Consider the following 24,980-nt stretch of genomic DNA (forward strand, 5'->3'; position numbering starts at 1 on the left):
CCGGATCAGCTCCCCGTGGCCGTCGGCAGGGTGAACTCGCAGGACCGCAGCTCCCCGCCGGAGCGGTAGTCCAGGAACAACCGGTAGCTGCCAGGGGCCGGCACCGACGTCGTGAACGCCACGCCCGGCCCGGCGCGGTCGCCGTCCGCCGCGCCGCTGACCTCCGGCTGTACCGGTACCCGGGCCAGGTCGCCCTGCCGGACCGCGGTCATCGCGCCGAACGCCCCGCCGGTGACCGGCTCCAGGTTCGTCACCGGCACGCCGTCCCGGCTGACCGTGGCGTAGAGCCGGGACTCGCCGCCGGGCAGCAGCACCCCGTCCACGCGGACCTGCTCGTCGCTGGCACCGCACATCCCGGTCCGGTTCTCGGTGGGGAAGGTGAACGCGCCGTACGGGCCGGGGACGTGCAGATCCGTCCCGAGGTCCAGGGCCGGTCCGCCGGTCGGCGTGAAGGCCGCGTAGAGCCGCCACACGCCCTCGCCGGGGAAGGTCATCGGGGCCCGCCAGACGCCGTCCGGGCCGAGGGTGGCGTGCAGCCGGGTGTAGCCGGCGACGTCCCGGCGGATCACCGCGACGTCCAGCACCGACCCGCCGCCGGCCGGCGGGTCGAACCGGGTCACCGGGGTGCCGTCCGAGCCGGTGATGGTGAACGCGACCTCGGTCGGTTCCCGGTACGGCTGGACCACCTGCTGCGGGACCAGGGTGTAGCCGGACGCGGTGCTGAGCACACCGCCGGTGTCGTCCGGGCCGGGCTGCGCCGACCTGGCCGGCAGCACCGGGCCCGCGGAGCCCGGGTCGTCCGCGCCGGCGCCGGGCAGCAGCGGTGCCTGGGTGATCCCGCCCGCGGTCCAGGCGACGGTGAAGACGAGCACGGAGGCCGCGCCGAACGCGGCGATCCGGGTGCCGGCCGATCCCGCGATCCGTCCCATCCGCGCGTCCCTTCCCGTGGGGGTCCGCCCGGTACAACGCGTGGACGCCGGTGTTGTTGCGCTCGGTCGTCGAATGCTGGCTCTGCGTCACACCCGGTGCGGCGCCGGCGAGAGAGGGATCACCCGTGCCGACGCGCCCGCCGCCGGCACGTCATCCTGGTCGGATGTCCGTCGGCACGTCGACCTCCGTTCACCGGCCCGTCACCGGCTCCCCGGAGCGCGGGAGCGGGCCGCGTCCGGTGACGCAGGCGGACCCGAGCACCCTCGGCGTGCCGGCGGAGGACCTGCCGCCGTGGCCCGGCCGCACGATCACCGCCGGCGGCGTGGCCCTGCACGTGCGTGAGACGCCCGGTCCGGCCGACGGGCCCGAGGTCGTGTTCGTGCACGGGCTGTCCGGGTCGGCGACGAACTGGACGGACCTGGCCGCGCTGCTGGCGCCGCGGGCCACCGGCCTGGCGGTGGACCTGCCCGGTTTCGGGCACTCCCGGCCGACCGACGCGCAGGACTACACCCCGGACGGGATGGCCGACGCGCTGCTCTGCTGGCTCGCCGGCCGCGAAGAGCAGCGCAGGCGGAACGACCACGGGCCGAGCCGCCCGGTGCACCTGGTCGGCAACTCGCTCGGCGGGCTGATCGCGATGACGGTGGCGGCCCGGCGTCCCGAGCTGGTCAGCACCCTGACCCTGGTGTCGCCGGCCATGCCGGATCGCCGCCCGGACCCGCGGCGGCTGTCCGACCCGCGGATGGCGCTCGCGATGGTCCCGGTCCTGGGCCGGTCGGCGCGCCGCAGGTTGGCCGCCGAGCCACTGCGGACGCGGGCCGAGCGGATCGTTCGGCTGTGCTTCGCCGACCCCGAGCGCGGTTCCGCCCGGCGGCTCGAGGAGCTGATCGCCGAGCACGCGTACCGGGCCACCCTGCCGTGGGCGGCCACCGCCGACGGCGCCGCCACGCGGGGCCTGCTCGGGTGCTGGGCCGGTCGCTCGGCGTGGACCTGGGCCGCCCGGGTGCGGGTGCCGTCGCTGGTGCTGTGGGGCGGCGCCGACCGGATCGTCACGCCGCGGCTGGCCGGGCGCACGGCGGCCGCGCTGTCCGATTCCCGGCTGCTGGTGCTGCCCGGGACCGGGCACATCGCGCAGGTCGAGCGACCGGTCGAGGTCGCGGGAGCCGTCGCCGGGCTGTGGGACGAAGCGGGGGCGCCGGGGGAAGATGTGCGGGACGGGTGACGTTGCACCGGCCGACACCCGCGAGAGGCGAGAACTGCATCGCCAGAGCAACTTCGGAGGAGTGGACGAGATGGCGCTACCGCCGTTGGTCGAGCCGGCTGCCGAGCTCACCAAGGACGAGGTGGAGCGGTACAGCCGCCACCTCATCATCCCGGACGTCGGGATGGACGGACAGAAGCGGCTGAAGAACGCCAAGATCCTGGTCGTCGGCGCCGGTGGGCTGGGCTCGCCCGCGCTGCTCTACCTGGCCGCCGCGGGAGTGGGGACGCTCGGCATCGTCGAGTTCGACGTCGTCGACGAGTCCAACCTGCAGCGTCAGGTCATCCACGGGCAGTCCGACATCGACCGTCCGAAGGGGGAGTCGGCCCGCGACTCGATCCGCGAGGTCAACCCCTACGTCGAGGTCCGGCTGCACGACGAGCGCCTGACCAGCGAGAACGTGCTGGACGTGTTCGCCGGCTACGACCTGATCCTGGACGGCACCGACAACTTCGCCACCCGGTACCTGGTCAACGACGCGGCGGTGCTGCTCGGCAAGCCCTACGTCTGGGGCTCGATCTTCCGGTTCGAGGGCCAGGCCTCGGTGTTCTGGGAGGACGCGCCGAACGGGCAGGGGCTGAACTACCGCGACCTCTACCCGGAGCCCCCGCCGCCCGGGATGGTCCCGTCCTGCGCCGAGGGTGGCGTGCTGGGCGTGCTCTGCGCGTCGATCGGCTCGATCATGGTGAACGAGGCGGTCAAGCTGGTCACCGGCATCGGCGAGCCGCTGCTCGGCCGGCTGGTGATCTACGACGCGTTGGAGACCACCTGGCGTCAGGTGAAGATCCGCAAGGACCCGGAGACGCCGAAGATCACCGAGCTGATCGACTACGAGGCGTTCTGCGGTGCCGTGCCCCAGGACGCGCAGGACGCGGCCGCCGGGCACACGATCACCGTCGGCGAGCTCAAGGAGATGCTGGACGCCGACAAGGACTTCCAGCTGATCGACGTCCGTGAGCCGCACGAGTACGAGATCGTCAAGATCCCGGGTGCGACGCTGATCCCGAAGGACCGGATCCTGTCCGGCGAGGCGCTCTCGGAGATCTCGCAGGACAAGCCGGTCGTGCTGCACTGCAAGTCCGGCGGGCGGTCCGCGGAGGCGCTCGCCGCGCTGCACAAGGCCGGGTTCGCCGACGCCGTGCACGTCGGTGGCGGGGTGCTGTCCTGGGTCAAGCAGATCGATCCCTCGCAGCCCACCTACTGACCCGCAGCACCGACCCGCGCGAGCCACGACGGCCGCCGCCCCGATCACCGGGACGGCGGCCGCCGTGGGTCACAGGCTGTATACAACGCTCGACCCTTCGAGTGAACCTCACCTGTTGGGCGCCGGAATGATGCCGTTCGGCGAAACGTGGCCACCGGTTGTCGCGACTTGTCGATGCGGTGATCGACGGTCGGTCGCGCGTGGGGAGGCCTTGAGTGGTGGACCAGCCGGTGCGTGTGTGTGCCCTCGAGGGATGCGCGGAGATGATCGAGTCGGTCCCCGGGCGTCCGGAGCGCCGGTACTGCTCCGCCGCGCACCGCGTGGCCGCCCGCCAGGCCCGGCGGGCCGCCGCCCAGCTGGCCGACGACCGCCGGCTCGCCGAGAACCTCCCGTGGCTGCGCGAGCCGGCCGAGCCCGCTTCCGCACCCGCCGCCGTCCCGGAGCCCCCTCCCGCACCGGCGGCCGGGCGGGCACCGTTGCGCCCGTCCGCGCTGCGGGTCCCGCACACGCTGCTGCGGCACCGCCGGGCCGTCGCCCTGGTCGGGGTCACCGCGGTGCTGCTCGGCGGGTACGCGCTGACCGCGGCGTCGACCCGGCCCGAGGTGGCCGGAGTGCCGGAGCCGCAGGAACGCACCGTCGAGCAATGGGCGACGGAAGCGGGGATCGCGCTCGTCGCGCTGGACGAGCAGGTCGATGACCTGGAGCGCACCGAACGGGCCTGGCGGGACGCGCCGGCCGCGCACGGCGCGCGAGCCACTCCGGATGCGGTGCTGCGGCTGCGCCAGCAGCGCGCCACGCTGACCCGGCAGCGGGCGACGCTGCGGTCCCAGCTCGAGGCGTACCGCTCCCGGCAGCGCGTCACCGACGAGCTGGCGCTGGCCGACCAGCAGCTCGCCCAGCTGGACGAGGTGGTGGCGGAGTTGCCGCCACCGTCCGGGCGGACCCGGGACCAGGCTGCCGCCGTCACCGCCGTGCAGGAGCAGCGTGATCTGCGGGCCCGTCGCCGGGACGCGACCGCCGACCAGCTCCGGGTGCTGGACGAGGACATCGAACGGGCCCGGACCGGGGCGCTGCCCGGCGACCCGGAGGGGACGCAGCAGGTGTCCGGGGACGTGCTCGCGCTGGCCCGCGGGGAGCAGCCGCAGGTGCCGGAATCGGCCCCGCTACCGCGGCCACCGGAGGTCCTGCAGGGCGGACGGGAGACCTCGGGGGACCGTCCGCGGGATGAGGTCAGCACCAGCGGTCCGCCCGACCCGCGCGGTCCGCGGGACGAGACGGTGCCGCGTGCCGAGGGGCCGGAGGGTGCGTCCGGACGCGGGCCGGGTGCAGCGACCCCCGCCCCGTCCGGCGCCCCGGTGGCGGAACCGGTGTCCGGGCCGGGTGCGAAGCTCGGCGGGGCGGTCGCGGACGCCGCGGACGGTGTGCACTCACTCGTCGCCGGCGGCGGCGGCGACACCGACAGCAACGGCAACGGCGACGCCGCCGGCAACGGCGACGATGCCCGGCCCGCCGTCGGCCGGTCGCCGGCGCCGCACCCCGTGGGTCCCGGTGCGGGCCCCGGGCCGGCCGCCGGTCCCGCCGAGACCGCCGGTCCGGGGGAGGCGGTCACGGCCTCCGAGAGATCGCGGTCCGCGCGGTCCGGCGCGGAGCCGTCGGCGGGCCGGGACGGTGCCGAGGTGCGCCCGGCCGGGCCACTGGACCGGACCGTCGATGCGGTCCAGGACGGGGCCGGCACGATCGCCGACGGCGTCGGCGACGCGGCGAAGGGCGTCGGTGGAGCCGTGGACCGGCTGACGGGCGGGACCGGCGGGACCGGCGGGACCGGCGATGGTGCCGGGGCGCGGTCCGGGGACCGGAACGAGGGGCCCGGCCGGGCGGGTGCCGGGCGGAACGGTGGCGGCTCGGGTGGCTCTGGTGGCTCCGCTTCCGGCAGTCGCGAGTCCGGTAGCGGCGAGTCCGGCGGTCGTGAGTCGGGCAGCCGCGAGTCCGGCAGCCGCGGTGCCGGGGCCGGCGGGTCGACCGGGCGGGACTCCGGCGCCGACGGGCCGGCCACGGGCGGCCGGGCCCGCACCGCTCTCGGCGTCGCCGGTTCCGTTGGCGCTTCCGCCTCCCAGAGCGGGAACCGTGATCGCCGAGCCGACGGCGAGCCGGACCGCGCCGCATCGGCGACGGCCGGGTCCGGTCCGGCCGACCTGCGCGGTGGCCGGTCGGCGGACCACGGCGGTGACGGTGGCACCCGATCGCGCGGTGACTCGCCGGCGGCCGGGTCCGGGAGCGCGTCCGGCGGCCTGGCCAGTGCGGTCGCGGGCCCGTACGTGACGGCGGCGATGGGCTCCGAGGCCGCTGCGCCGTTGCTGGCGGAGGCCGACCGGCAGGCCCGGGCGGAACTCACCCGGCGCGGCGCCTCGCCGGTGCGGGCGGACCGGGACGGGACGTCCCGGTCCGATACCGGCGGCCGGTCCGGCCAGCGCCCGGTCGCCGGGACCGACCGGGCTTCCGGCGACCGCTCCGGCGAGAAGCCCGGTGGTGGCTCCGGCCGGCCCGACAGGACCCGCGGTGGGAGCGACAGGACCCGCGACGGCGGAAGCGAGGGCGGCGGGTTGGATCGTGGCTCCGGTGTCGGGGCGTCTGCGGCACGCGCATCGGCGAGCGGCTCCGCCGATCGTGGGCGGCGCGCAGCGGCCGGGAACGATGCTCGCTCCCGCGGGTCGGGCAAGGCCTCGGGCATCCGCCGCTCGAACGCCGGCGCCTCCGATGACTCGGCCGGGCGGTCGGGGAGCCGCGGTTCGGCGGTGAGTCGGGGCGGCGGGTCCACGTCGGACTCGGGGAGTCGATCGGAGCGGAACCCGGGTAGCGGTTCCCCTGGCAGCGGCTCGGGCGGGGACAGTTCGGACAAGGGTGGTTCGAAAAGGGACAGCTCGGACAGGGGTGGCTCGGCCGAGCACCGCTCGGGCAGCGGCGGCTCGCACCGCGGCGGTCCGGACTCCTGACCCGACGCGGCCCGGCGGGCAGCACGCGGGCCCGTCCCGCCCGCCCGCTGCTCACCCGGTCGTGCGATCTCGTTGCACGCTCCCCGGGCGTGGCGCGGACCGAACGACCCCGTTACGCGGGTACCGTCCGGCCCGTGACCGCAGCCCGCACGCTCTCCACCGCGCCGGCCGCGAACGCCCTGCCCGAGCACGTTCGCGTCGCCTTCGGCGTTCGCGAGACCGTCCCGCGTCCGGTGGTCTGGGCGGGACAGCGGGCCTGGCAGTGCGGCGAGGTGCTGTTGCGACCGGTCGCCGACCACGTCGTGGCGGCCTGGTCAGCGACCGTCCTGGAGAACCTCGACGTCGACGGCATCCGGTTGGCCCGCCCGGTCCGCTCCAGTGACGGCCGGTGGGTCGTCGGCGGCTGGGCCGCGTCCCGCTACGTGCCCGGATCCCCGGAGCCCCGGCACGACGAGGTTGTCGCCGCGTCGCTGCGGCTGCACGCGGCCACCTCGACGGTGCTGCGCCCGCGCCTGCTCGATGAGCGTGACGACCTGCTGTCCCGCTCCGCCGCCGCCGCGTTCGGCGAGCGGAAGCTGGACCTGCACCCGGAGACCGGCGGGAACCTGTTCAACGAGCTGGCCGCGCACCGGAAGACCGTGCGGCTGACCCCGCAGGTGGTGCACGGCGAGCTGTTCGGCGCCATGCTCTTCGACCCGACCGGTCGCCCGGCCGTACTGGACCTGGTGCCGTTCTGGCGTCCGGCCGAGTGGGCCGCGGCCGTCGTCGTCGTGGACGCCGTCGCCTGGGGTGGCGCCGACGACGAACTGATCGAGCGCTGGTCCGAGCTGCCCGAGTGGCCGCAGGCCCTGCTGCGTGCCGTGCTGTACCGGCTGGCGCTGCACGCTCAGCACCCGGACGCGACGACCGAGTCGCTGGCCGGGATCGAGCGGGTCGCCGGGCTCGTCAGCCGCCGGCTCTGACCTGAACCGGCCGGGGCGCACCCGCGTCGAGCGGCAGTCGTCCGGCCGGGGGCGCCGGATGCGCGGCGCGGAGGCGGAAGTGACTGCTCGAAATTCGCTTACCCGGTCAGCGATTCCGCGTCGGCGACTCTGCGCCGGCGATCCGGCGTCGGCGATCCCGCGCCGGCGCGGAGCTGGGCGCCGGGGCGGGCCGCGTTCACTGCGCGGTGGCCGAAGCCTGCGGTGAACGGCCGTTGACCTGCTCGAGCACTCCGGCCTGACGGACGAGCCTGCTCACGGTCCACTTCTCACGCGACGTCGGCACCGGACGTGAGGGATCTGTTTCCGGCGTGTCACGTGCGGCCACTCCCCGGAAACGGGGGCTCCCTAGCGTCGTCTCCCGACGAGCACGACGACAGTCGGGAGACGCTGGCGTGACCACGAGCGCAGGACCGGCCCGCCGATTCGGCGGGCGCTGGATCGAGTACTGGGACCCGGAGGACGAGGGGTTCTGGCAGAGCACCGGGAAGCGGATCGCGAACCGGAACCTCTGGCAGTCGATCTTCTCCGAGCACATCGGGTTCTCGATCTGGACCATCTGGTCGGTTCTGGTCCTGTTCATGGGGCCGGAGTACGGGTTCGACGCCGCGCAGAAGTTCTTCCTCGTCGCGGTGCCCACGCTGGTCGGGGCGATCCTGCGGCTGCCCTACACGTTCGCCGTCGCCCGCTTCGGTGGTCGCAACTGGACGGTCTTCGGTGCGGCGCTGCTGATCGTCCCGACGCTCCTCGCGATGATCGTGATGGAACCGGGCGTCGGGTACGGCACGTTGCTGGCCGTCGCCGCCGTCGCGGGCGTCGGCGGTGGCAACTTCGCCTCCTCGATGGCGAACATCAACGCGTTCTTCCCGGAACGGAGCAAGGGCTGGGCCCTCGGCCTGAACGCGGGTGGCGGCAACCTCGGCGTCCCGGTCGCGCAGCTGCTCGGCCTGCTGGTCATCGCCACCCTGGGTGCCGGCCAGCCGCGGGTGCTGCTCGCGATCTACCTCCCGTTCGTGGTCGCCTCCTCGGCCCTGGCCTGGAAGCGGATGGACAACATCGCCGCGATGTCGAACGACACCGGCGCGTTCACCGAGGCCTGCCGGGACCGCCAGACCTGGATCATGTCGCTGCTCTACGTCGGGACGTTCGGATCGTTCATCGGGTACTCGTTCGCCTTCGGCCTGGTGCTGCAGAACCAGTTCGACCGCACGCCGCTACAGGCCGCGGCGGTCACCTTCATCGGCCCGCTGATCGGCTCGTTGATCCGTCCCTACGGCGGCCGGCTGGCCGACCGCTTCGGCGGTGCCCGGGTCACCGTGTGGAACTTCGCCGGCATGGCCGTCGCCACCGCCGTCGTCATCCTGGCCTCCGGCGCGCAGTCGCTCGCCGTGTTCACCCTCGGCTTCATCCTGCTGTTCACGCTGTCCGGGATCGGCAACGGTTCGACGTACAAGATGATCCCGGCGATCTTCACCGGCCGGGCCCGGCGCGCGATCGCCGAGGGCGCCGACCGGGAGGCCCAGCTGGCCACCGCGCGCCGGCTGTCCGGCGCGGTGATCGGCATCGCCGGCGCGGTCGGGGCCCTCGGGGGCCTGTTCATCAACCTGGCGTTCCGTCAGTCGTTCCTCGCGGTCGATTCCGGCACGCCCGCGTTCTGGAGCTTCCTGGCGTTCTACGTGGTGTGCATCGGCGTGACCTGGGCGGTCTACCTGCGCCCGCGGTCGATGCCGCTGCGCGACGGCGAGACCGCGGCCCTGGCTCGGATCTGATGGGGCCTGGCCGCACGGCGACCCACTGCCCCTACTGCGCCCTGCAGTGTGGGCAGTGGATCGACCCGTCCGGTGACGTCGACGCCCGCCCGGTGCACGTGCGGAAGGGGGGTCCGGTCGACGCGGGCGGGATGTGTCAGAAGGGCTGGACGTCCGGCGAGCTGCTGGCACATCCGGAACGCCTGCGGACCCCGCTGGTCCGCCGCACCCGCGACGCCGCGTTCACGCCGTCGACCTGGGACGACGCGCTGGGCCGGGTCGCCGCGACGCTGGCGGCGCTGCGGGCCGAGCACGGCCCCGACGCGGTCGCGGTCTTCGGCGCCGGTGGCCTGACGAACGAGAAGGCCTACCTGCTCGGCAAGTTCGCCCGGGTGGCGCTGGGTACCTCGCAGATCGACTACAACGGCCGGTTCTGCATGTCGTCCGCCGCGGCGGCCGGCAACCGGGCGTTCGGGGTGGACCGCGGGATGCCGTTCCCGGTGACCGACCTGGCCGACGCCGAGCTGGTCGTGCTGGCCGGCGCGAACGTCGCCGAGACGATGCCGCCGCTGATGTCGCACCTGGCCTCGGCCCGGCTGGTCGTCGTGGACCCGCGGCGCACGCCGACCGCGGAGCGCGCGCTCGCCTCCGGAGGGCTGCACCTCGCCCCGCGGCCGGGCACCGACCTGGTGCTGGCGCTGGGGATGCTGCACGCCGCCGTCACCGAGGGGTACCTGGACCTCGGCCGGGGGGATCGCCGACTACTCCGGGGTCTCCTACGCCCGGTTGGATGCGGACGAGGCCCTGTACTGGCCCTGCCCGGCCGAGGACCACCCGGGGACGCCGCGGCTGTTCGCGGACCGGTTCGCGCACGCCGACGGGCGGGCCCGGATGGTGCCGGTCGAGCACGTCGAGCCGGACGAGGGCGTCGACGACGAGTTCCCGCTGCGCGCGACGACCGGGCGGGTGCTGGTGCACTACCAGTCCGGCGCGCAGACCCGGCGGGTCGCCGAGCTGGCGTCGGTCGCGCCCGAGGCGTTCGTCGAGGTGCATCCGGACACCGCCGCCCGGCACGGGCTCGCCGAGGGCGACCTGGCCGAGGTGACCTCCCGGCGGGGCACGACGACGGCGCGGGTCCGCTGCGTGCCCTCGCTGCGGCCCGACACGGTGTTCCTGCCGTTCCACTTCGGCGGGGCCGGCGCGGCCAACAACGTCACGAACCCGGCTTTGGACCCGGTGAGCCGGATGCCGGAGTTCAAGGTCGCCGCGGTCCGGCTCGATCCGACGTCACCCGGTCACGCCCGGGAAACTCGTTGGCCGGAGGCCGTGTCAGGGCTACCCTGACAAGATGCCCGAGATTCTCGACCGTGTCCTCGCACTCGACATCACCGCCGACGCGCAGGCCGTCACCGCGGCCGCCGTCGCCGAACTGGATCGCCGCGCCGATGCGGTCGCCGGTGTCCCGCCCGTGCCCGGCACCCCCGAATGGGACGCCGAACAGGGCACCGACGCCCCCGTCCGCCGGGAGACGGCGTGGCGGCTCGCGGCGTTCCGGATCGGCCTGGCCGCCGGGCTCGACCCGCTGCCGAACCTGATCGGGCTGCGCCACATCGGCGTCAGCTGGGAGACGATCGGCCGGGCCGCCGGGACCACCCGGCAGTCCGCGCACGAGCGCTGGGCCGGGCGGGTCTCCGCGGTGCTCGACGGTCGTGACCAGGCTGCGCTCCGCCCCGAGGGCCGTTCCTGACCCGCGAGGCCGCGGGCTCCGGCGGACGCGCACGTAACCTGCGAACGCGCACCCGATCGGGTGCGCGTTCGCAGAACCGGTGCGCGTTTGCGGGACCGGCGGTGGGTGTTTGCGGGCTGGGGCGGGCGCCTCACGGGGAGACCCCGTCGAGAATGAGGACCTCGTAACGCCGGTGTCATCGCAGGTCGTTCCCCCGTAATCCGTCGTTCCTACCGTCGGTGCCCATGAGCAGGCGGGTAGTGGTGATCGGGCACGGCATGGTCGGGGCCCGGTTCGCCGAGGAGATCCGGCGGCGCGACCCCGGCGGCGAGCGGGTGCGGCTGACCGTCCTGGGGGCGGAGCCGCGCCCCGCCTACAACCGGGTGCTGCTTTCCACCGTGCTCGCTGGCGGGCTGCGCCCGGACATGGTCGCGCTCCCGGCGGTCGACGACGTCGACCTGCACCTCGGCGTTGCGGCCACCGGGATCGACCGGTCCGCCCGCGTGGTGCACGCCGACGACGGCACGACCCACCCCTACGACGAGCTCGTGCTCGCCACCGGCTGCCGGGCCTGGCTCCCGCCGATCGACGGTCTGGGCACCGGCGACGCTCCGGCACCCAGGGTGAGCGCGTTCCGCGACCTCGACGACTGTGCGCGCATCCTCGACGGGGCCGCGCCGGGCGCGCGGATCGCCGTCGTCGGCGGCGGCCTGCTCGGCGTCGAGGCCGCCCGCGGGCTGACCGGACGCGGTGTCGCCGTCACGCTCGTCCACCCGCGCACGCACCTGATGGAACGCCAGCTCGATCCCGGAGCCGGCGACGTCCTGGCCGGCGCGCTGCGCGGGCTCGGCGTCGACGTGCGGTGCGGGGTCGAGGCCAAGGCCTGGGACCCCGGCACCGGCCTGGACTGCGACGACGGCACCCGGATCGCCGCGGACACCGTCGTCGTCGCCACCGGGGTCCGCGCGAACACCGCGCTGGCCGCGGACGCGGGGCTCGCCGTCGACCGCGGGATCCTGATCGACGACCGGCTCGCCACCGACGACGGCCGGGTGCACGCGATCGGCGACTGCGCGCAACACTCGGAGGCCGCCGCCGGGCTCGTGCAGTCCGGCTGGGAGCAGGCCGCGGTGCTCGCCGATCTGCTCTCCGGCGCCGACCCGGCCGCCCGCTACCGCGGCACCCGTCCGGTCACCCGGCTGAAGGCGACCGGGATCGACCTCGCCGCGGTCGGGGAGCTCGCCGCGGGCGACGAGCAGCTCCGGGTCTGCGACCCGCGGCGCGGCCGTTACGGCGTCCTGTCGCTGCGCGCGGACCGGATCGTCGGCGCCGTGCTCGTGGGGCTGCCGGACGCCGCCGCGACGATCACCGGTTTCTACGACTCCGGCTCTCCCGCCCCGGACGACCGGCTGGCGCTGTTGCTGGGCCGGGCGCTGCCCGGCGAGCCGGCCACCGCGGTCGAGCCGGGCCGGATGCCCGGCACCACCGTCGTCTGCCGCTGCAACACCGTCACCAAGAACGCGCTGGTCACCGCGTGGCGTGCGGGCGCCACCGACATCGATGCCCTCGCCCGGCGCACCCGCGCCACCACCGGCTGCGGCAGCTGCCGCAGCACCGTCTGCGGGATCCGGGACTGGCTGGAGCGCGCCGACCCCGGAACCGGCCCGCCCGCAACCGAACCGCCCGCTGTCGACCCGCCCGCTGTCGAACCGCCCGCTGTCGAACCGCCACAGGAGGACGCCGCATGAAGGAGCGCACGAGGAGCCGGCTGGTGGTCGTCGGCAACGGCATGGTCGGGCACCGCCTGGTGGCCGCGCTGCGGGACCGGGACACCGCGGGGGACTGGGAGATCACCGTTCTCGGCGCGGAGCCCCGCCGGGCCTACGACCGGGTCGCGCTGTCGTCGTATGTGGACGGCACCTCGGAGGAGGAGCTGCGGCTCGGCGACGAGGTCCTGCGCGGCGACCCGCTGGTCACCTACCACCTGGGCGACGCGGTCACCGGGATCGACCGGGACGCCCGCCGGGTTCGGACCGCCGCGGGCCGCACCGTCGACTACGACGCGCTGGTGCTGGCCACCGGGTCGTACCCGTTCGTCCCGCCGGTACCCGGCCGGGACCTGCCCGGCTGCTACGTCTACCGCACCCTCGACGACCTGGACGAGATCAAGAAGGCGGCGACGGACGCCGTCGCGAGGACCGCGCCCGGACGGCGGTCCGCGGTCGTCGTCGGGGGTGGGCTGCTCGGCCTGGAGGCCGCGCGGGCGATGCGATCGCTCGGCCTGTCCCCGCAGGTCGTCGAGATCGCGCCGCGGCTGATGCCTGCCCAGGTCGACGACGGTGGCGGCGCGCTGCTGCGGCGGCTGGTCACCGAGCAGGGCATCGCGGTGCGCACCGGGATCTCGCTGACCGGGGTCCGCGGGGACCGCGACCGGCTGGTCGCCACGCTGTCCGACGGCGTCGAGCTGGACGCCGACGTCGTGGTCTTCTCCGCCGGCATCCGCGCCGCCGACGGCCTGGCCCGCGGCTGCGGCCTCCCGGTCGGCGAGCGCGGCGGGGTCCTGGTGGACGAGGGCTGCCGCACCCCCGACCGCGGAGTCTGGGCGGTCGGCGAGTGTGCCGCGCTGGAGGGCCGCACCTACGGTCTGGTCGCGCCCGGGTACGCGATGGCCGAGGTCGTCGCGGACCGGCTGCTCGGCGGCCCGGCCCGGATGGCGCCCGAGGAGCTCGACATGTCCACCCAGCTCAAGTTGCTGGGGGTGGACGTCGCCAGCTTCGGTGACGCGCACGCGTCCACCGAGGGCGCGCTGGAGATCGTCGTCAACGACCCGGTCGCGGGCACCTACTCCAAGCTCGTCGTCTCCGACGACGCGTCCACCCTGCTCGGCGGGGTGCTGGTCGGGGACGCCGCGCGGTACGGCTCGTTGCGCCCGCTGGTCGGCTCCCCGCTCCCGGACGACCCGGTCACGCTGATCTCGAAGGGCGGTGCCGAACCGGACGCCGGGTCGCTGCCGGACGCCGCGCAGATCTGCTCCTGCAACGCCGTCACCAAGGGCGACCTGTGTGCCGCGATCGACGGCGGCGCGCACGACGTGCCCGCGCTGAAGGCGTGCACCCGGGCCGGCACCACCTGCGGGTCCTGCGTACCGATGCTGAAGACGCTCCTCGCGCAGCAGGGGGTCGAGGTCTCCACGGCGCTCTGCGAACACTTCGAGCACTCCCGCGCGGAGCTGTTCGAGATCGTCGCGGGCGCCGGGATCACCTCGTTCTCCGCGCTCGTCGCGGCGCACGGCCGGGGCAGTGGTTGCGACATCTGCAAGCCCGTGGTCGCCTCGATCCTGGCGAGCCTGGGCAACGGGCACATCCACGACGGCGAGCAGGCGTCGCTGCAGGACACGAACGATCACTTCCTGGCGAACCTGCAGCGCGACGGCAGCTACTCGGTCGTCCCGCGGATCGCCGGCGGCGAGGTCACCGCCGAGGGGCTGATCGTGATCGGCGAGGTGGCCCGGGACTTCGGCCTCTACACCAAGATCACCGGTGGGCAGCGGATCGACCTGCTCGGCGCCCGCGTCGAGGACCTGCCGGCGATCTGGACGCGGCTGGTCGGGGCCGGGTTCGAGTCCGGGCACGCCTACGGCAAGTCGTTGCGGACCGTGAAGTCCTGCGTCGGGACGAGCTGGTGCCGTTACGGGGTGCAGGACTCGGTGGCCATGGCCGTCGAGCTGGAGCTGCGCTACCGCGGACTGCGCAGCCCGCACAAGCTCAAGTCCGGGGTCAGCGGTTGTGCCCGCGAGTGTGCCGAGGCCCGGTCCAAGGACTTCGGCGTGATCGCCACCGAGCAGGGGTGGAACCTCTACGTCGGCGGCAACGGCGGGTTCACCCCGCGGCACGCCGAGCTGCTGGTCGCCGACGTCGACTCCGCGACGCTGATCCGGACGATCGACCGGTTCCTGATGTTCTACGTCCGCACCGCCGACCGGCTGCAGCGCACCGCGCCGTGGATCGAGGCGATGGAGGGCGGCCTGGACCACCTGCGCGCGGTGATCGTGGACGACGCGTTGGGCATCTGTGCCGAACTGGACGCGGCCGTGGCGCGGCACGTCGAGTCCTACTCCGACGAGTGGGCCGGTGTGCTCGCCGACCCGGCGAAGCTGGAGCGCTTCGTCTCCTTCGTCAACGCCCCCGATGCGCCGGACCCGGGCATCCGGTTCGTGTCCGGGGACGGCCGGAACGTCCCCGCAGCCGGACGCCCGGACGAACCCGTCCTGATCGGAGTACCGGAGGTCTCGCCCCGATGACCGCACAGCCCGCACTGCGCACCTCCGATACCACGTCGGGGGTCGGCCGACGCGGTCCCGCCCGCGTCGACGAGGAACCCGCCGGCTGGCTCGGGGTGTGCCCGCTGGAACGGCTGCTGCCCGGGCGCGGGGCGGCCGCGCTCGTGGGGGACGTCCAGGTGGCCCTGTTCCGGCTCGCCGACGGCGCGTTGCACGCGCTCGGCAACATCGACCCGTTCACCGGTGCGGGCGTCATCTCGCGGGGCCTGGTCGGGGACCGCGACGGCGAGCCGACCGTCGCCTCGCCGATCTACAAGCAGGCGTTCGCGCTGCGCGACGGACGCTGCCTGGACGACGGCGGTGTGAGCCTGCCCGCGTTCGCGGTCCGGGTCGTCGGCGGCCAGGTGCAGGTCGGGCTACGGTGAGGGCCCGACCGCTGCCACCACCGCACGCGACCTACCCGCCGCCGCCCGACGGCTCGAGCCGGCCGGCCGGAGGAACGGAGGACCGGTGACCCGCTCCGCCGCGCGTGACACCGACCCCATGCCGGACGCGCCCGCCGTACCGCCGCTCGCCGGTTTCACCGTCGGGGTCACCGCCGCCCGCCGGGCCGAGGAACTGGCCACGATGCTGGAGCGCCGCGGCGCGTCGATCCAGCACGGCCCGGCGCTGCGGATCGTCGCGCTCGCCGACGACGCCGACCTGGAGCGCCGCACCCGCGACCTGGTCGCCGACCCGCCGGACATCACGATCGCGACGACCGGGATCGGCTACCGCGGCTGGATCGAGGCCGCTGACGGCTGGGGGCTCGGCGAGGGCCTGCTGATCGCGCTCGGCCGCTCCGAGCTGCTGGCCCGCGGCCCGAAGGCGCGCGGGGCGATCCGGGCGTCCGGCCTGGTCGACGCCTGGTCGCCGGAGTCCGAGTCCACCGCCGAGGTGCTGGAGCACCTGCTCGAGCGCGGGGTCGAGGGCCGCCGGATCGCGGTGCAGCTGCACGGCGAGGCGCTGCCGGATGTCGTCGAGGCGCTGGAGATGGCCGGCGCCCAGGTCGTGACGGTGCCGGTGTACCGGTGGGCGCCGCCGACCGACCTCGGACCGCTGGACCGGCTGATCGACGCCACGCTGGCCGGCGGCATCGACGTCATGTCCTTCACCAGCGCCCCCGCCGCGGCCGGGCTGCTGTCCCGGGCCGACGACCGCGGGGTGCGCGACGAGCTGCTGACCGCGCTGCGCGGACCGGTGCTGGCGCTGTGCGTCGGCCCGGTGACGGCGGCGCCGCTGGAGGACCTGGACGTCCCGACCGTGCAGCCGCAGCGCTCCCGGCTCGGCGCGATGGTGCGGACCTGCGAGTCGGTCGTCCCGGACCGGGCCCGGCGGCTGCCGGTCGCCGGGCACGTGCTGGAGCTGCGCGGACACGCCGTCCTGGTCGACGGCCGGTACCGCGCCCTCCCGCCGACGCCGATCGCCCTGCTGCGGGTGCTCGTCCGCCGGCCCGGACGGGTCGTGTCCCGGGCCGAGCTGCTCGCCGCCCAGCCCGGTGGGGCCGAGGACGAGCACGCGGTGGAGAACGCGATCGGCCGGCTGCGGGCCGCGCTCGGCGAGCCCGGGCTGGTGCAGACCGTGGTGCGCCGCGGGTACCGGCTCGCGCTGGAGCCGGGGCAGGACGGGCAGTGCGCCGGAGCTGCGGACACCGCGGACGCTGCGAACACCGTGGACGTCGCCGGGGATGCGGGGAGCGACCGGTGACGGTGCCGATGTTGCTGGTGGCGCACGGATCCCGGTCGGACGCGGCGGACGCTGTGATCCGCGCGCTGGCCGGTGCGGTCGCGGACCGCGGGGTGCCGGTGCAGGTCTGCTACGTCGACGTCCGCGGCCCGTCGGTGGCCGAGGCCGTCACCGCGCTGCGCGACGCCGGGCAGGACGGCACCGTGGTCGTCCCGGCCTTCCTCGCCGCCGGATACCACGTGCGGACCGACCTGCCGGCCCAGCTGGCCGCGGCGGGCGCCGATCCGGCCCGGTTCCGGACGACGTCGGCGATGGGCCCGGACCGGCTGCTGGCCCGCGCCGCGCTGGACCGGCTGCGGACCGCCGGCTACGCCGACGGGGACGCGGTCGTGCTGGCCGCTGCCGGCTCGTCGGACCCGTCCGCGGTCGCCGAGGTGCGCCGGGCCGCCGGGATGCTGTCGACGCTGGCCGGGCGCCGGGTCCGGGTCGGGTTCGCCGCGACCGGGACGCCGTCGGTGTCCGCGCTGGTCGAGGGCCTGCGCGGGGCCGGGGAACGGGTCGCGGTGGCCTCCTGGCTGCTCGCGCCCGGGGTGTTCCAGGATCGGCTGCGCGGGTCCGGTGCCGACGTCGTCGCCGAGCCGCTGGGCGTGCACGACGACGTGCTGGCGGCGCTGCTGGACCGTTACACGGCCGAGGCGTCGTCGGTCCGGGCGGCCTGACGGCCGTCCCGCCGCAGGGCACCGGAAGGATGGCCGGATGACCACGACCGATCCGGCACTGGTGGGGCGGCTGCGTGCTGCGGGCTGCGTGTTCGCCGAGGACGAGGCCGCGTTGCTCGCCGGGGCCGCCGACGGCGCCGTCCGGGACGAGCTCGTGGCCCGCCGGGTCGCGGGGGAGCCGTTGGAGCACCTGCTGGGCTGGGCGTCGTTCGACGGGCACCGGATCGGCGTCACCGCCGGGGTGTTCGTGCCACGGCGGCGCTCCGAGGCGCTGGTGCACGCCGCCGTGGCACTCCTCGACGGGTGGCGGTCCCCGCTGGTGGTCGACCTCTGCTGCGGGTGCGGCGCGCTCGGCGCGGCGATCGCCCGCCGGGTACCGGTCGAGTTGCACGCCGCCGACGTCGACCCGGTCGCGACCGCCTGCGCCGCGGCGAACCTGGCCGGGCTCGGCGCCGTGCACACCGGGGACCTGGCCGACGCCCTGCCGGCCGGGCTGCGCGGGCGGGTCGCGGTGCTCGTCGCCAACACGCCCTACGTGCCCAGCACCGCGATCGCGGACATGCCGCCGGAGGCCCGCGAGCACGAGCCCAGGGCAGCCCTGGACGGCGGCGACGACGGTCTCGACCCCGCCCGCCGGGTCGCCGCCGCCGCGCCGGACCTGCTCGCCCCGGGCGGCACGCTGCTGATCGAGACGAGCACCGCACAGGCCCCGGTGCTGGCGGAGACGTTCGCCGCACACGGCCTGGTCCCGGAGATCGGCACCGACGACACCCGCGACGCCACCTGGGTCACCGGCCGCCGCTGAGAAGCCCGCGCCGGATCGAGTGTGACGAAATCGTCCTGCGGAGGGCGGTTTCGTCACACTCGACGCCTATACCCCGGTCCGAGCGGGCCGCTTTGCTCTGCACACCTCCACGCAGCGCTCAGCGGCGGCGGTGCTCGCGGGGCAGCCGGCCGTCGACCATCAGGACGCCCTCGGCGCGCAACCGCGCGGCCTGCTCGTGGGCGATGTGCGGGGCGGCGGTGCCGTCGGCGCGCAGCACCCGGTGCCAGGGCAGGTCGTGGCCGTCCTCGGCGAGGATCTTGCCGACCAGCCGTGCCGAGCGCAGCCCGGCGAGGTCGGCGACCTCGCCGTAGCTGAGCGTCTGTCCCGGCGGGATCGCGGTGACGACCGCGCGCACCCGCTCGAGGGTCTCCTCGTCCATTCCCCGGATCCTTCCGTCGTCGGTGGGGCGTGGTCGAATCGGTACGTGACGACGCCCCGCAGCGCCCCCGAGGTCGCCGCCCCACGCCTGGTGCGGGCGACCGGCGGCGCGGCGCGCGGCCCGCGGGAGTGGACCGGGGCCGCCGCGCGGGTGCTGGAGCACGCGCGCGGGCCGCTGCGGGTGCTCGGCGGGCCGGGGACCGGGAAGACCAGTCTGCTGCTCGACGCCGTCGTCCGCCGGGTCCGTGGTGGCGCGCCGCCCGGATCGGTGCTGCTGCTGGTGGGGTCCCGGCGCGCGGCGGAGGAGCTGCGCGGCCGGCTCACGGCGCTGCTGACCGCGGGCGGTGGCGACCTCGCCGGGGACTTCGGCGCCCGCACCACCCGCGAGCTGCTGGTGCGGACCGTGCACTCGTACGCGTTCGGTGTGCTGCGGCTGCACGCGGCGCGGCACGAGGATCCGCCGCCGCGGCTGCTGGCGTCCGCCGAGCAGGACGTCGTGGTCCGCGAGCTGCTCGCCGGGGAGATCGAGAGCTGGAACGACAGCGTCCCCGGGTCCGGCTGGCCGGACCGGCTCGACCCGGCGCTCGGGTTGCCCGGGTTCGCCGCCGAGCTTCGCGAGCTGCTGCTGCGGGCGGCCGAACGCGGGCTGGGCCCGGACGAGCTGGACGCCCTCGGCCGGGCGCACGGGCGGGACGAGTGGATCGCCGCAGCCCGGTTCTTCAGGACCTACGAGGAGGTCACGCTGCTGCGCGGGGCCGCGGGGCGCGGGGCGCCGCAGGCGACCGCGCCCGCACTGGACTCCGCCGAGCTGGTCGCCGCCGCGCTCGACGCGCTGGCCGCGGACCCGGGCCTGCGCGACCAGGAGCGGCAGCGGGTGCGGCACCTGCTCGTCGACGACGCCCAGGACCTCGACCCGCAGCAGATGGAGCTGGTCGCCGCGCTCGCCGCGGACGCCGGGTCGACGCTGCTCGCCGGGGACCCCGACCAGGCGGTGCTGACGTTCCGCGGGGCCGACCCGCAGGGGCTCTCCGCGATCGACGCCCCGACCGAGCTGCTGGGGGTCGACCACCGGCAGACCGCCGCCGTCCGGACGGCCGGGTTGCGGCTGGCACGCAAGCTGCCCGGCGCCGCTGCCACCCGCGACCGGCACGGACCCGCCGGCGCGGACCCGGAGGACCCGGCCGAGACGGACACGGGCGGCGCGGACTCAGCTGGCGCGGACCCGGCCGGCGCGGATCGCGAGCCGCCCGCCCCCGGCACCGCCGACGTCGGCGCGGCGGCCGCGGCGGATCCGGGCGCGCCGGCGACGACACCCCCGACGACGACACCCCCGACGTCCACGCCCCCGGCGGGCGCCGGGGCCGGGGAGGCGGTGCAGGTACGGGTCTTCGGCTCCCCGTCCGGGGAGGCCGCGTGGATCGCCGACCGGCTCCGCCGGGCACACCTGGTCGACGGCGTCCCGTGGTCGGAGATGGCCGTGCTGTCCCGGTCGGCCCGCCGTGCCCTGCCCGCGCTGCGCCGGGCGCTCGCGGCCGCCGGGGTGCCGCTGGTCGCCCCGCCGGACGAGGTGCCGCTGCCGCGCCAGCCCGCCGTCGTCCCGCTGCTCCTGGTGCTGCGGGCGGCCTCGCGGCCGTCCTCGATCGACGCCGATCTGGCCGGTTCGCTGCTCACGTCCCCGCTCGGCGGCGGCGACCCGATGCGGATGCGGCGACTGCGCCGTGGCCTGCTGCGGATGCACGCCGCGGCCGGGAACGACGTGCCCCGGTCCGTCCTGCAGAGTCCTGCCGAGGACGAACCGGACCCGGGTGCGCCCGATCCGGCCGTCGCGAGCAGCGACCCGCTGCTGGTCTCGATGCTGCGCGACGCCGTCGCCGGTCGCCCCGACCCGTTGGCGATGCTGTCCCCGGCCGAGGCCGCCCCGATGCGGGACGTCGGCCGGCTGCTCGCCGAGGCGGCCCGCGCGATCGCCGACGGCGACCCGGTCGAGGAGATCCTCTGGCGGGTGTGGCGGCGCACCGGGTTGGCGAAGCGGTGGAGCGAGGCCAGCGCCCGCGGCGGGCCCGGTGGGGCGGCCGCCGACCGGGACCTCGACGCCGTCCTCGCCCTGTTCGACGCCGCCGCCCGCTACACCGACCGGCTGCCCGGGGCGGACGTCGGCGGGTTCCTCGAATATCTCACCGACCAGCAGCTCCCGGGCGAGACCCTGGCCCCGCAGGCGCCGCGCGGCGGTGCCGTCGAGCTGCTCACCGCGCACGGCGCCCGGGGCCGCGAGTGGCGGGTGGTCGCCGTTCCCGGTGTCCAGGAGGGGGCGTGGCCGGACGTGCGGCTGCGCGGCAGCCTGCTCGGCCACGAGCAGCTTGTGGACCTGGTCGCCGGCGTCGCCGAGCCGGGCTCTGCGGTGTCGCGGACCGCGCCGCTGCTGGCTGAGGAACGGCGGCTGTTCTACGTCGCGTGCACCCGCGCCCGGGAGACATTGCTGGTCAGCGCGGTACAGGCGGAGGACGAGCAGCCCTCGCGCTTCCTCGACGAGCTCGACCCGCGCCCGGCCGACGCCGCCGAGGCCCGGCCCGTGCACAAGCCCGAGCGGTCGCTGGTGATGGCCGAGCTGGTCGGCGAGCTGCGCCGCGTCGTCACAGCGCCGGACGGCGGCGACCCCGTCCGCGTCGCCCGCCGCGAGCGGGCCGCGACCCAGCTCGCCCGGTTGGCCGCGGACGGCGTCCCCGGCGCGCACCCGGACGACTGGTACGGCCTGCCCGAGGTCTCCGACACCGCGCCGCTACGCGCCGACGGGGAGCTCGTGCCGATCTCGCCGTCGGACGTCGAGACGATCGCCGGCTGCCCGCTGCGCTGGGTGCTGACCCGGCACGGTGGCGACGAGACCGGGGCACTGTCCGCGGTCACCGGAACCCTGGTGCACGCGCTGGTGCAGGCCCGCGCGTCCGGGGCGGATCCGGTGGAGCTGGAGGAGGCGCTGCGCTCGGCGTGGCGCCGCCTCGACGCCGGCGCGCCCTGGTTCTCCCGCCGCGAGCTGGACCGGGTGCGGGACATGCTCGCCGCGTTCGACGACTGGGTCCGGCGCAGTCGCGCCGAGGGACTGGAGCTGGTCGGTGTCGAGCAGCCGGTGCAGCTGGACCTGGACGGCGACCCGCCGCCCGACGAGCCCGTGGCCGTCACCGGCGAGCCGGGGCCGCCTGCCGACGAGCCCGCGCCGTCCGGGCGGCGGGTCCGGCTGCGCGGGCGGGTGGACCGCCTGGAACGCGACGACGAGGGGCGGCCGGTCGTCGTCGACGTCAAGACCGGCAAGACCGCGACGTCGGCCCGTGCCACCGCCGAGCACCACCAGCTCGCCGTCTACCAGCTCGCGGCGGCGTTGGGGGCGTTCGACTCGGTCGCCGGGGCGGAGGCCGGCCCGGGCGGCGCACGGCTGCTGTTCCTGGCCGACCGGAAGGCAGGCGGCGAGGCCAAGGAGCCCCGCCAGCAGCCGCTGCGGCCGGAGGAGATGGGGCACTGGCGGGACGTGCTGATGCAGTGCGCCGAGGACTCGGCCGGCGCGGCGTTCGTGGCCCGCGCGGGCCCGGACTGCGACCGCTGCCCGGTCCGGAGCAGCTGCCCGGCCGTCGAGACGGGCCGCACGGTGGTGGACGGTTGAGAGGGCGGCGCCGCACCTCGTTCCCGCGTGCCCCGCACCCCGTCACCTCGCGACGCACCCGTCGCGACGGGTGCGCCGGACGGTGAAGGGGTGCGCCGCGCGGTAACAGGGTGCGGCGTCCGGGAACGGCCTGCGAGGCCGACCTACGGCGAGAAGCGTGCGCCCGCGAGGGGCGAGCGGTGTCGGGACGCGGGTCAGGTCAGACCGAGGGCGGTGGAGAGCCGGCGCAGATCGGGCTCCGGGTCCCGCATCCCGGCGGTGATCACCTGCGCACACACGTGGTCGGCGCCGGCGGCGAGGTGCGCGTCGAGCCGGGCCGCGACCTGCTCCGGGGTGCCGTGCGCGACCAGGGCGTCGATCAGGGCGTCGCTGCCGCCGTCGTCCATGTCGGCGGTGGCCCAGCCGAGCCGGGCCAGGTTGTTCCGGTAGTTCACCAGGCCCAGGTACGGTTTGCGCACCGCCGGCCGGCCCAGCGCGCGGGCGGCGTCCGGATCGGTGTCCAGGACGACCTTGTGCTCCGGCGCCAGCAGCACCCCGGCGCCGAGCCGCTCGCGGGCGGACACGGTGTGGTCCGGTGTGGTCAGGTAGGGATGCGCGCCCGCGCTGCGGTCCTTCGCCAGGTCCAGCACCTTCGGCCCGAGCGCGGCGAGCGCCCGGCCGGCCACCGGGACGCCCAGCGCGTCGAGGCGGTCCAGGTACTCGACGATCGTCGCGTACGGGCGGGTGTAGTCGCTGGTGGCCTCCGGGTGCCCGACGCCGACGCCGAGCAGGAAGCGGTCCGGGTGCTTCGCCGCGATCCGGTGGTACGACGAGGCGATCTCGTCGGCCGGGGTGGACCACATGTTCACGATGCCGGTCGCGACGACCAGCGAGTCGGTCGCGTCGAGCATGTCCTCGGCGAGCCGGAGGTCGCCCGAGGGGGAGCCGCCGATCCACACCGTCCCGAAGCCCAGGGACTCGATCTCCTTCGCGAGATCGGGGCCGAGCCCCGTCTCGTGCCGCCAGATGCCGTACCGGCCCATCGTGATGTCCATGTCCGGGACTACCACCGCGCGGGCGCGATCATTCCCGGTTCTACGATGACGGCTCCCACCGCGGAGCGATCCGCGGCGTCGTCGCGAGAGGCTGGACGTGCAGTGATCGACCTGAAGGCGGCCCGACAGGATCCGGACCGGTTCCGAGCGGCGCTGGCCCGCCGTGGGGCTGCCGAGGACTTCGACGCCCTGCTCGAGGTCGACGGCCGCTGGCGCGAGCTGACCGACCGGGTCGGGACGATGCGCGCCGCCCAGAAGCAGCGCCCCAAGGGCCGCCCGACCCCGGAGCAGGTCGAGCAGTTCAAGAAGGAGAAGGAGGAGCTGCGGACGGCCGAGGAGGACCTCGCCGGCGCCGACGTCGAGCGCACCGCGCTGCTCGCCCGGATCCCGAACCTGCCCGACCCGACCGCTGCCGACGGCATGGCCGAGGAGGACGCGGTCACCGTCCGGACCTGGGGCGAGCCGCCGTCGTTCACGTTCGAGCCGCGCGACCACCTGGATCTGGCCTCGTCGACGGGCCGGGTGGACATGTTCCGCGGCGCCCGGATGGCCGGCTCCCGGTTCGCCTACCGGTTCGGTGACGTCGCCATGCTGGAGATGTCGCTGTTCCGGTTCGTGATGGACCGGCTGGTCGGCGAGGGCTTCGTGCCCGTGCTCGGCCCGGTGCTGTCCAACGAGAAGACCATGTACGGCACCGGTTTCCTGCCGACCGAGGAGTCGAACCTCTACCAGCTGGAGCGCGACGGCCTGTACCTGACCGGGACGTCCGAGGTCGCGCTGGCCGGGATCCACATGGACGAGATCGTCGAGCTCGACGAGCTGCCGTCGCGCTACGTCGCCTTCTCGACGAACTTCCGGCGCGAGGCGGGCGCCGCCGGCAAGGACACCAAGGGCATGTTCCGGGTCCACCAGTTCGACAAGGTCGAGATGTTCGTCTACTGCCTGCCCGAGCACTCCCGGGAGATCCACGAGCAGCTCCTCGCCCACGAGGAGGGCATCGTGCAGGCGCTCGGGCTGCCGTACCGGGTGCAGAACATCCCGGTCGGCGACCTCGGCAACCCCGCCGCCAAGAAGTACGACATCGAGGCCTGGTTCCCGGCGCAGCAGCGCTACCGGGAGATCACCTCCTGCTCGAACACCACCGACTACCAGGCGCGCCGGCTCGGCATCCGGTTCCGCCGCGAGCGCGAGGGCCCCACCGAGAACGTGCACACGCTCAACGGCACCGGGGCCACCGCCCGCGCGATGCTCGCGATCATGGAGAACTTCCAGGACGAGCGCGGTACCGTCGCCGTCCCCGAGGTGCTGCAGGCGCACGGCGCGCCCGTGACCATCGGGACGCCGCCCGCCTGATCGCCGCCCGCCTGATCGTCGCCCGCACGGTGCAGTGTGCCGGGGGAACCGGGCGACGGGAGTGACGGCCGCGACGTCTCGGACGGGCAACCCGGCGGCACACGGGACGTCTTCCCGTACGTGGACGGATCGGGGCGCGGTGTGCCCGGGCACAGGCCCGGCGAGCTACCCGTGATCC

At 75.6% G+C, this 24,980-nt stretch carries 17 protein-coding genes and 1 pseudogene; 15 read left to right on the forward strand and 3 right to left on the reverse strand.

What is annotated here, in order from left to right; genetic code table 11:
• Nucleotides 1–5: 5 nt before the first annotated feature.
• Entirely contained in the window at nt 6–929 is a 924-nt protein-coding gene (locus tag ACLFMI_RS02815) for a glycoside hydrolase family protein (RefSeq protein ID WP_410946113.1), read from the reverse strand.
• Between the two features lie 239 nt (nt 930–1,168).
• Here ACLFMI_RS02815 and ACLFMI_RS02820 point away from each other — a divergent pair, with 239 nt between their 5' ends.
• The 13 genes and pseudogenes from ACLFMI_RS02820 (at nt 1,169) to ACLFMI_RS02880 (ending at nt 18,367) form a co-directional block, all read left to right on the forward strand.
• On the forward strand, nt 1,169–2,152 hold the full coding sequence (locus ACLFMI_RS02820) for an alpha/beta fold hydrolase (RefSeq protein WP_410946114.1): 984 nt from the start codon (nt 1,169–1,171) through the stop codon (nt 2,150–2,152).
• Nucleotides 2,153–2,222: 70 nt separating this feature from the next.
• Nucleotides 2,223–3,395 (forward strand): adenylyltransferase/sulfurtransferase MoeZ, encoded by a 1,173-nt coding sequence (gene moeZ / locus ACLFMI_RS02825; protein WP_410946115.1) that lies wholly within the window; start codon nt 2,223–2,225, stop codon nt 3,393–3,395.
• Between the two features lie 263 nt (nt 3,396–3,658).
• A complete protein-coding gene (locus ACLFMI_RS02830) occupies nt 3,659–6,385 on the forward strand; it encodes a hypothetical protein (protein WP_410946116.1) in 2,727 nt (908 codons plus the stop codon).
• A gap of 134 nt (nt 6,386–6,519) precedes the next feature.
• Entirely contained in the window at nt 6,520–7,347 is an 828-nt protein-coding gene (locus ACLFMI_RS02835) for a TIGR02569 family protein (RefSeq protein WP_410946117.1), read from the forward strand.
• A 413-nt stretch (nt 7,348–7,760) separates the two neighbouring features.
• Nucleotides 7,761–9,134, forward strand: a complete 1,374-nt coding sequence (locus ACLFMI_RS02840; RefSeq protein WP_410946118.1) for a nitrate/nitrite transporter — start codon at nt 7,761–7,763, stop codon at nt 9,132–9,134.
• Nucleotides 9,134–10,457, forward strand: a pseudogene (locus ACLFMI_RS02845) (molybdopterin oxidoreductase family protein). Before ACLFMI_RS02840 ends, ACLFMI_RS02845 begins: the two are co-directional and overlap by 1 nt.
• 4 nt (nt 10,458–10,461) lie before the next feature.
• Nucleotides 10,462–10,860 (forward strand): hypothetical protein, encoded by a 399-nt coding sequence (locus ACLFMI_RS02850; protein WP_410946119.1) that lies wholly within the window; start codon nt 10,462–10,464, stop codon nt 10,858–10,860.
• Nucleotides 10,861–11,084: 224 nt separating this feature from the next.
• On the forward strand, nt 11,085–12,587 hold the full coding sequence (locus ACLFMI_RS02855) for an FAD-dependent oxidoreductase (protein WP_410946120.1): 1,503 nt from the start codon (nt 11,085–11,087) through the stop codon (nt 12,585–12,587).
• Nucleotides 12,584–15,139 (forward strand): nitrite reductase large subunit NirB, encoded by a 2,556-nt coding sequence (gene nirB, locus ACLFMI_RS02860; RefSeq protein ID WP_410946121.1) that lies wholly within the window; start codon nt 12,584–12,586, stop codon nt 15,137–15,139. Before ACLFMI_RS02855 ends, nirB begins: the two co-directional genes overlap by 4 nt.
• Nucleotides 15,136–15,543, forward strand: a complete 408-nt coding sequence (gene nirD, locus ACLFMI_RS02865; protein WP_410946122.1) for a nitrite reductase small subunit NirD — start codon at nt 15,136–15,138, stop codon at nt 15,541–15,543. The genes nirB and nirD overlap by 4 nt, the downstream gene beginning before the upstream one ends.
• Before the next feature lie 118 nt (nt 15,544–15,661).
• A complete protein-coding gene (locus ACLFMI_RS02870; RefSeq protein ID WP_410946299.1) occupies nt 15,662–16,864 on the forward strand; it encodes a uroporphyrinogen-III synthase in 1,203 nt (400 codons plus the stop codon).
• Nucleotides 16,861–17,562 (forward strand): sirohydrochlorin chelatase, encoded by a 702-nt coding sequence (locus ACLFMI_RS02875; protein ID WP_410946123.1) that lies wholly within the window; start codon nt 16,861–16,863, stop codon nt 17,560–17,562. Before ACLFMI_RS02870 ends, ACLFMI_RS02875 begins: the two co-directional genes overlap by 4 nt.
• Before the next feature lie 37 nt (nt 17,563–17,599).
• Nucleotides 17,600–18,367 (forward strand): putative protein N(5)-glutamine methyltransferase, encoded by a 768-nt coding sequence (locus ACLFMI_RS02880; protein WP_410946124.1) that lies wholly within the window; start codon nt 17,600–17,602, stop codon nt 18,365–18,367.
• 118 nt (nt 18,368–18,485) lie between these two features.
• On the opposite strand, the gene ACLFMI_RS02885 is transcribed toward ACLFMI_RS02880, so the two are convergent.
• A complete protein-coding gene (locus ACLFMI_RS02885; RefSeq protein ID WP_410946125.1) occupies nt 18,486–18,767 on the reverse strand; it encodes an MGMT family protein in 282 nt (93 codons plus the stop codon).
• A 45-nt stretch (nt 18,768–18,812) separates the two neighbouring features.
• Here ACLFMI_RS02885 and ACLFMI_RS02890 point away from each other — a divergent pair, with 45 nt between their 5' ends.
• Nucleotides 18,813–22,415, forward strand: coding sequence for an ATP-dependent helicase (locus ACLFMI_RS02890; RefSeq protein ID WP_410946126.1), 3,603 nt, complete (start codon nt 18,813–18,815; stop codon nt 22,413–22,415).
• Nucleotides 22,416–22,609: 194 nt separating this feature from the next.
• Here the strand turns inward: ACLFMI_RS02890 and ACLFMI_RS02895 are convergent, their stop codons facing one another.
• Nucleotides 22,610–23,449: an LLM class F420-dependent oxidoreductase gene (locus ACLFMI_RS02895; RefSeq protein WP_410946300.1), complete on the reverse strand. Its 840-nt coding sequence runs from the start codon at nt 23,447–23,449 to the stop codon at nt 22,610–22,612.
• Nucleotides 23,450–23,551: 102 nt separating this feature from the next.
• On the opposite strand from ACLFMI_RS02895, the gene serS reads away from it, so the two are divergent.
• Nucleotides 23,552–24,802, forward strand: coding sequence for a serine--tRNA ligase (serS, locus tag ACLFMI_RS02900; protein WP_410946127.1), 1,251 nt, complete (start codon nt 23,552–23,554; stop codon nt 24,800–24,802).
• Nucleotides 24,803–24,980 lie beyond the last annotated feature (178 nt).

Origin of the sequence: Pseudonocardia nantongensis (assembly GCF_046546495.1) — a bacterium.
Lineage (GTDB): Bacteria > Actinomycetota > Actinomycetes > Mycobacteriales > Pseudonocardiaceae > Pseudonocardia > Pseudonocardia nantongensis.

Coding starts and splice junctions, on each gene's coding strand:
- ACLFMI_RS02815 (WP_410946113.1), bottom strand. CDS start 929: ATGGGACGGATCGCGGGATCGGCCGGCACCCGGATCGCCGCGTTCGGC.
- moeZ (WP_410946115.1), top strand. CDS start 2,223: ATGGCGCTACCGCCGTTGGTCGAGCCGGCTGCCGAGCTCACCAAGGAC.
- ACLFMI_RS02830 (WP_410946116.1), top strand. CDS start 3,659: ATGATCGAGTCGGTCCCCGGGCGTCCGGAGCGCCGGTACTGCTCCGCC.
- ACLFMI_RS02850 (WP_410946119.1), top strand. CDS start 10,462: ATGCCCGAGATTCTCGACCGTGTCCTCGCACTCGACATCACCGCCGAC.
- ACLFMI_RS02855 (WP_410946120.1), top strand. CDS start 11,085: ATGAGCAGGCGGGTAGTGGTGATCGGGCACGGCATGGTCGGGGCCCGG.
- nirB (WP_410946121.1), top strand. CDS start 12,584: ATGAAGGAGCGCACGAGGAGCCGGCTGGTGGTCGTCGGCAACGGCATG.
- nirD (WP_410946122.1), top strand. CDS start 15,136: ATGACCGCACAGCCCGCACTGCGCACCTCCGATACCACGTCGGGGGTC.
- ACLFMI_RS02870 (WP_410946299.1), top strand. CDS start 15,662: ATGCCGGACGCGCCCGCCGTACCGCCGCTCGCCGGTTTCACCGTCGGG.
- ACLFMI_RS02880 (WP_410946124.1), top strand. CDS start 17,600: ATGACCACGACCGATCCGGCACTGGTGGGGCGGCTGCGTGCTGCGGGC.
- ACLFMI_RS02885 (WP_410946125.1), bottom strand. CDS start 18,767: ATGGACGAGGAGACCCTCGAGCGGGTGCGCGCGGTCGTCACCGCGATC.
- ACLFMI_RS02895 (WP_410946300.1), bottom strand. CDS start 23,449: ATGGACATCACGATGGGCCGGTACGGCATCTGGCGGCACGAGACGGGG.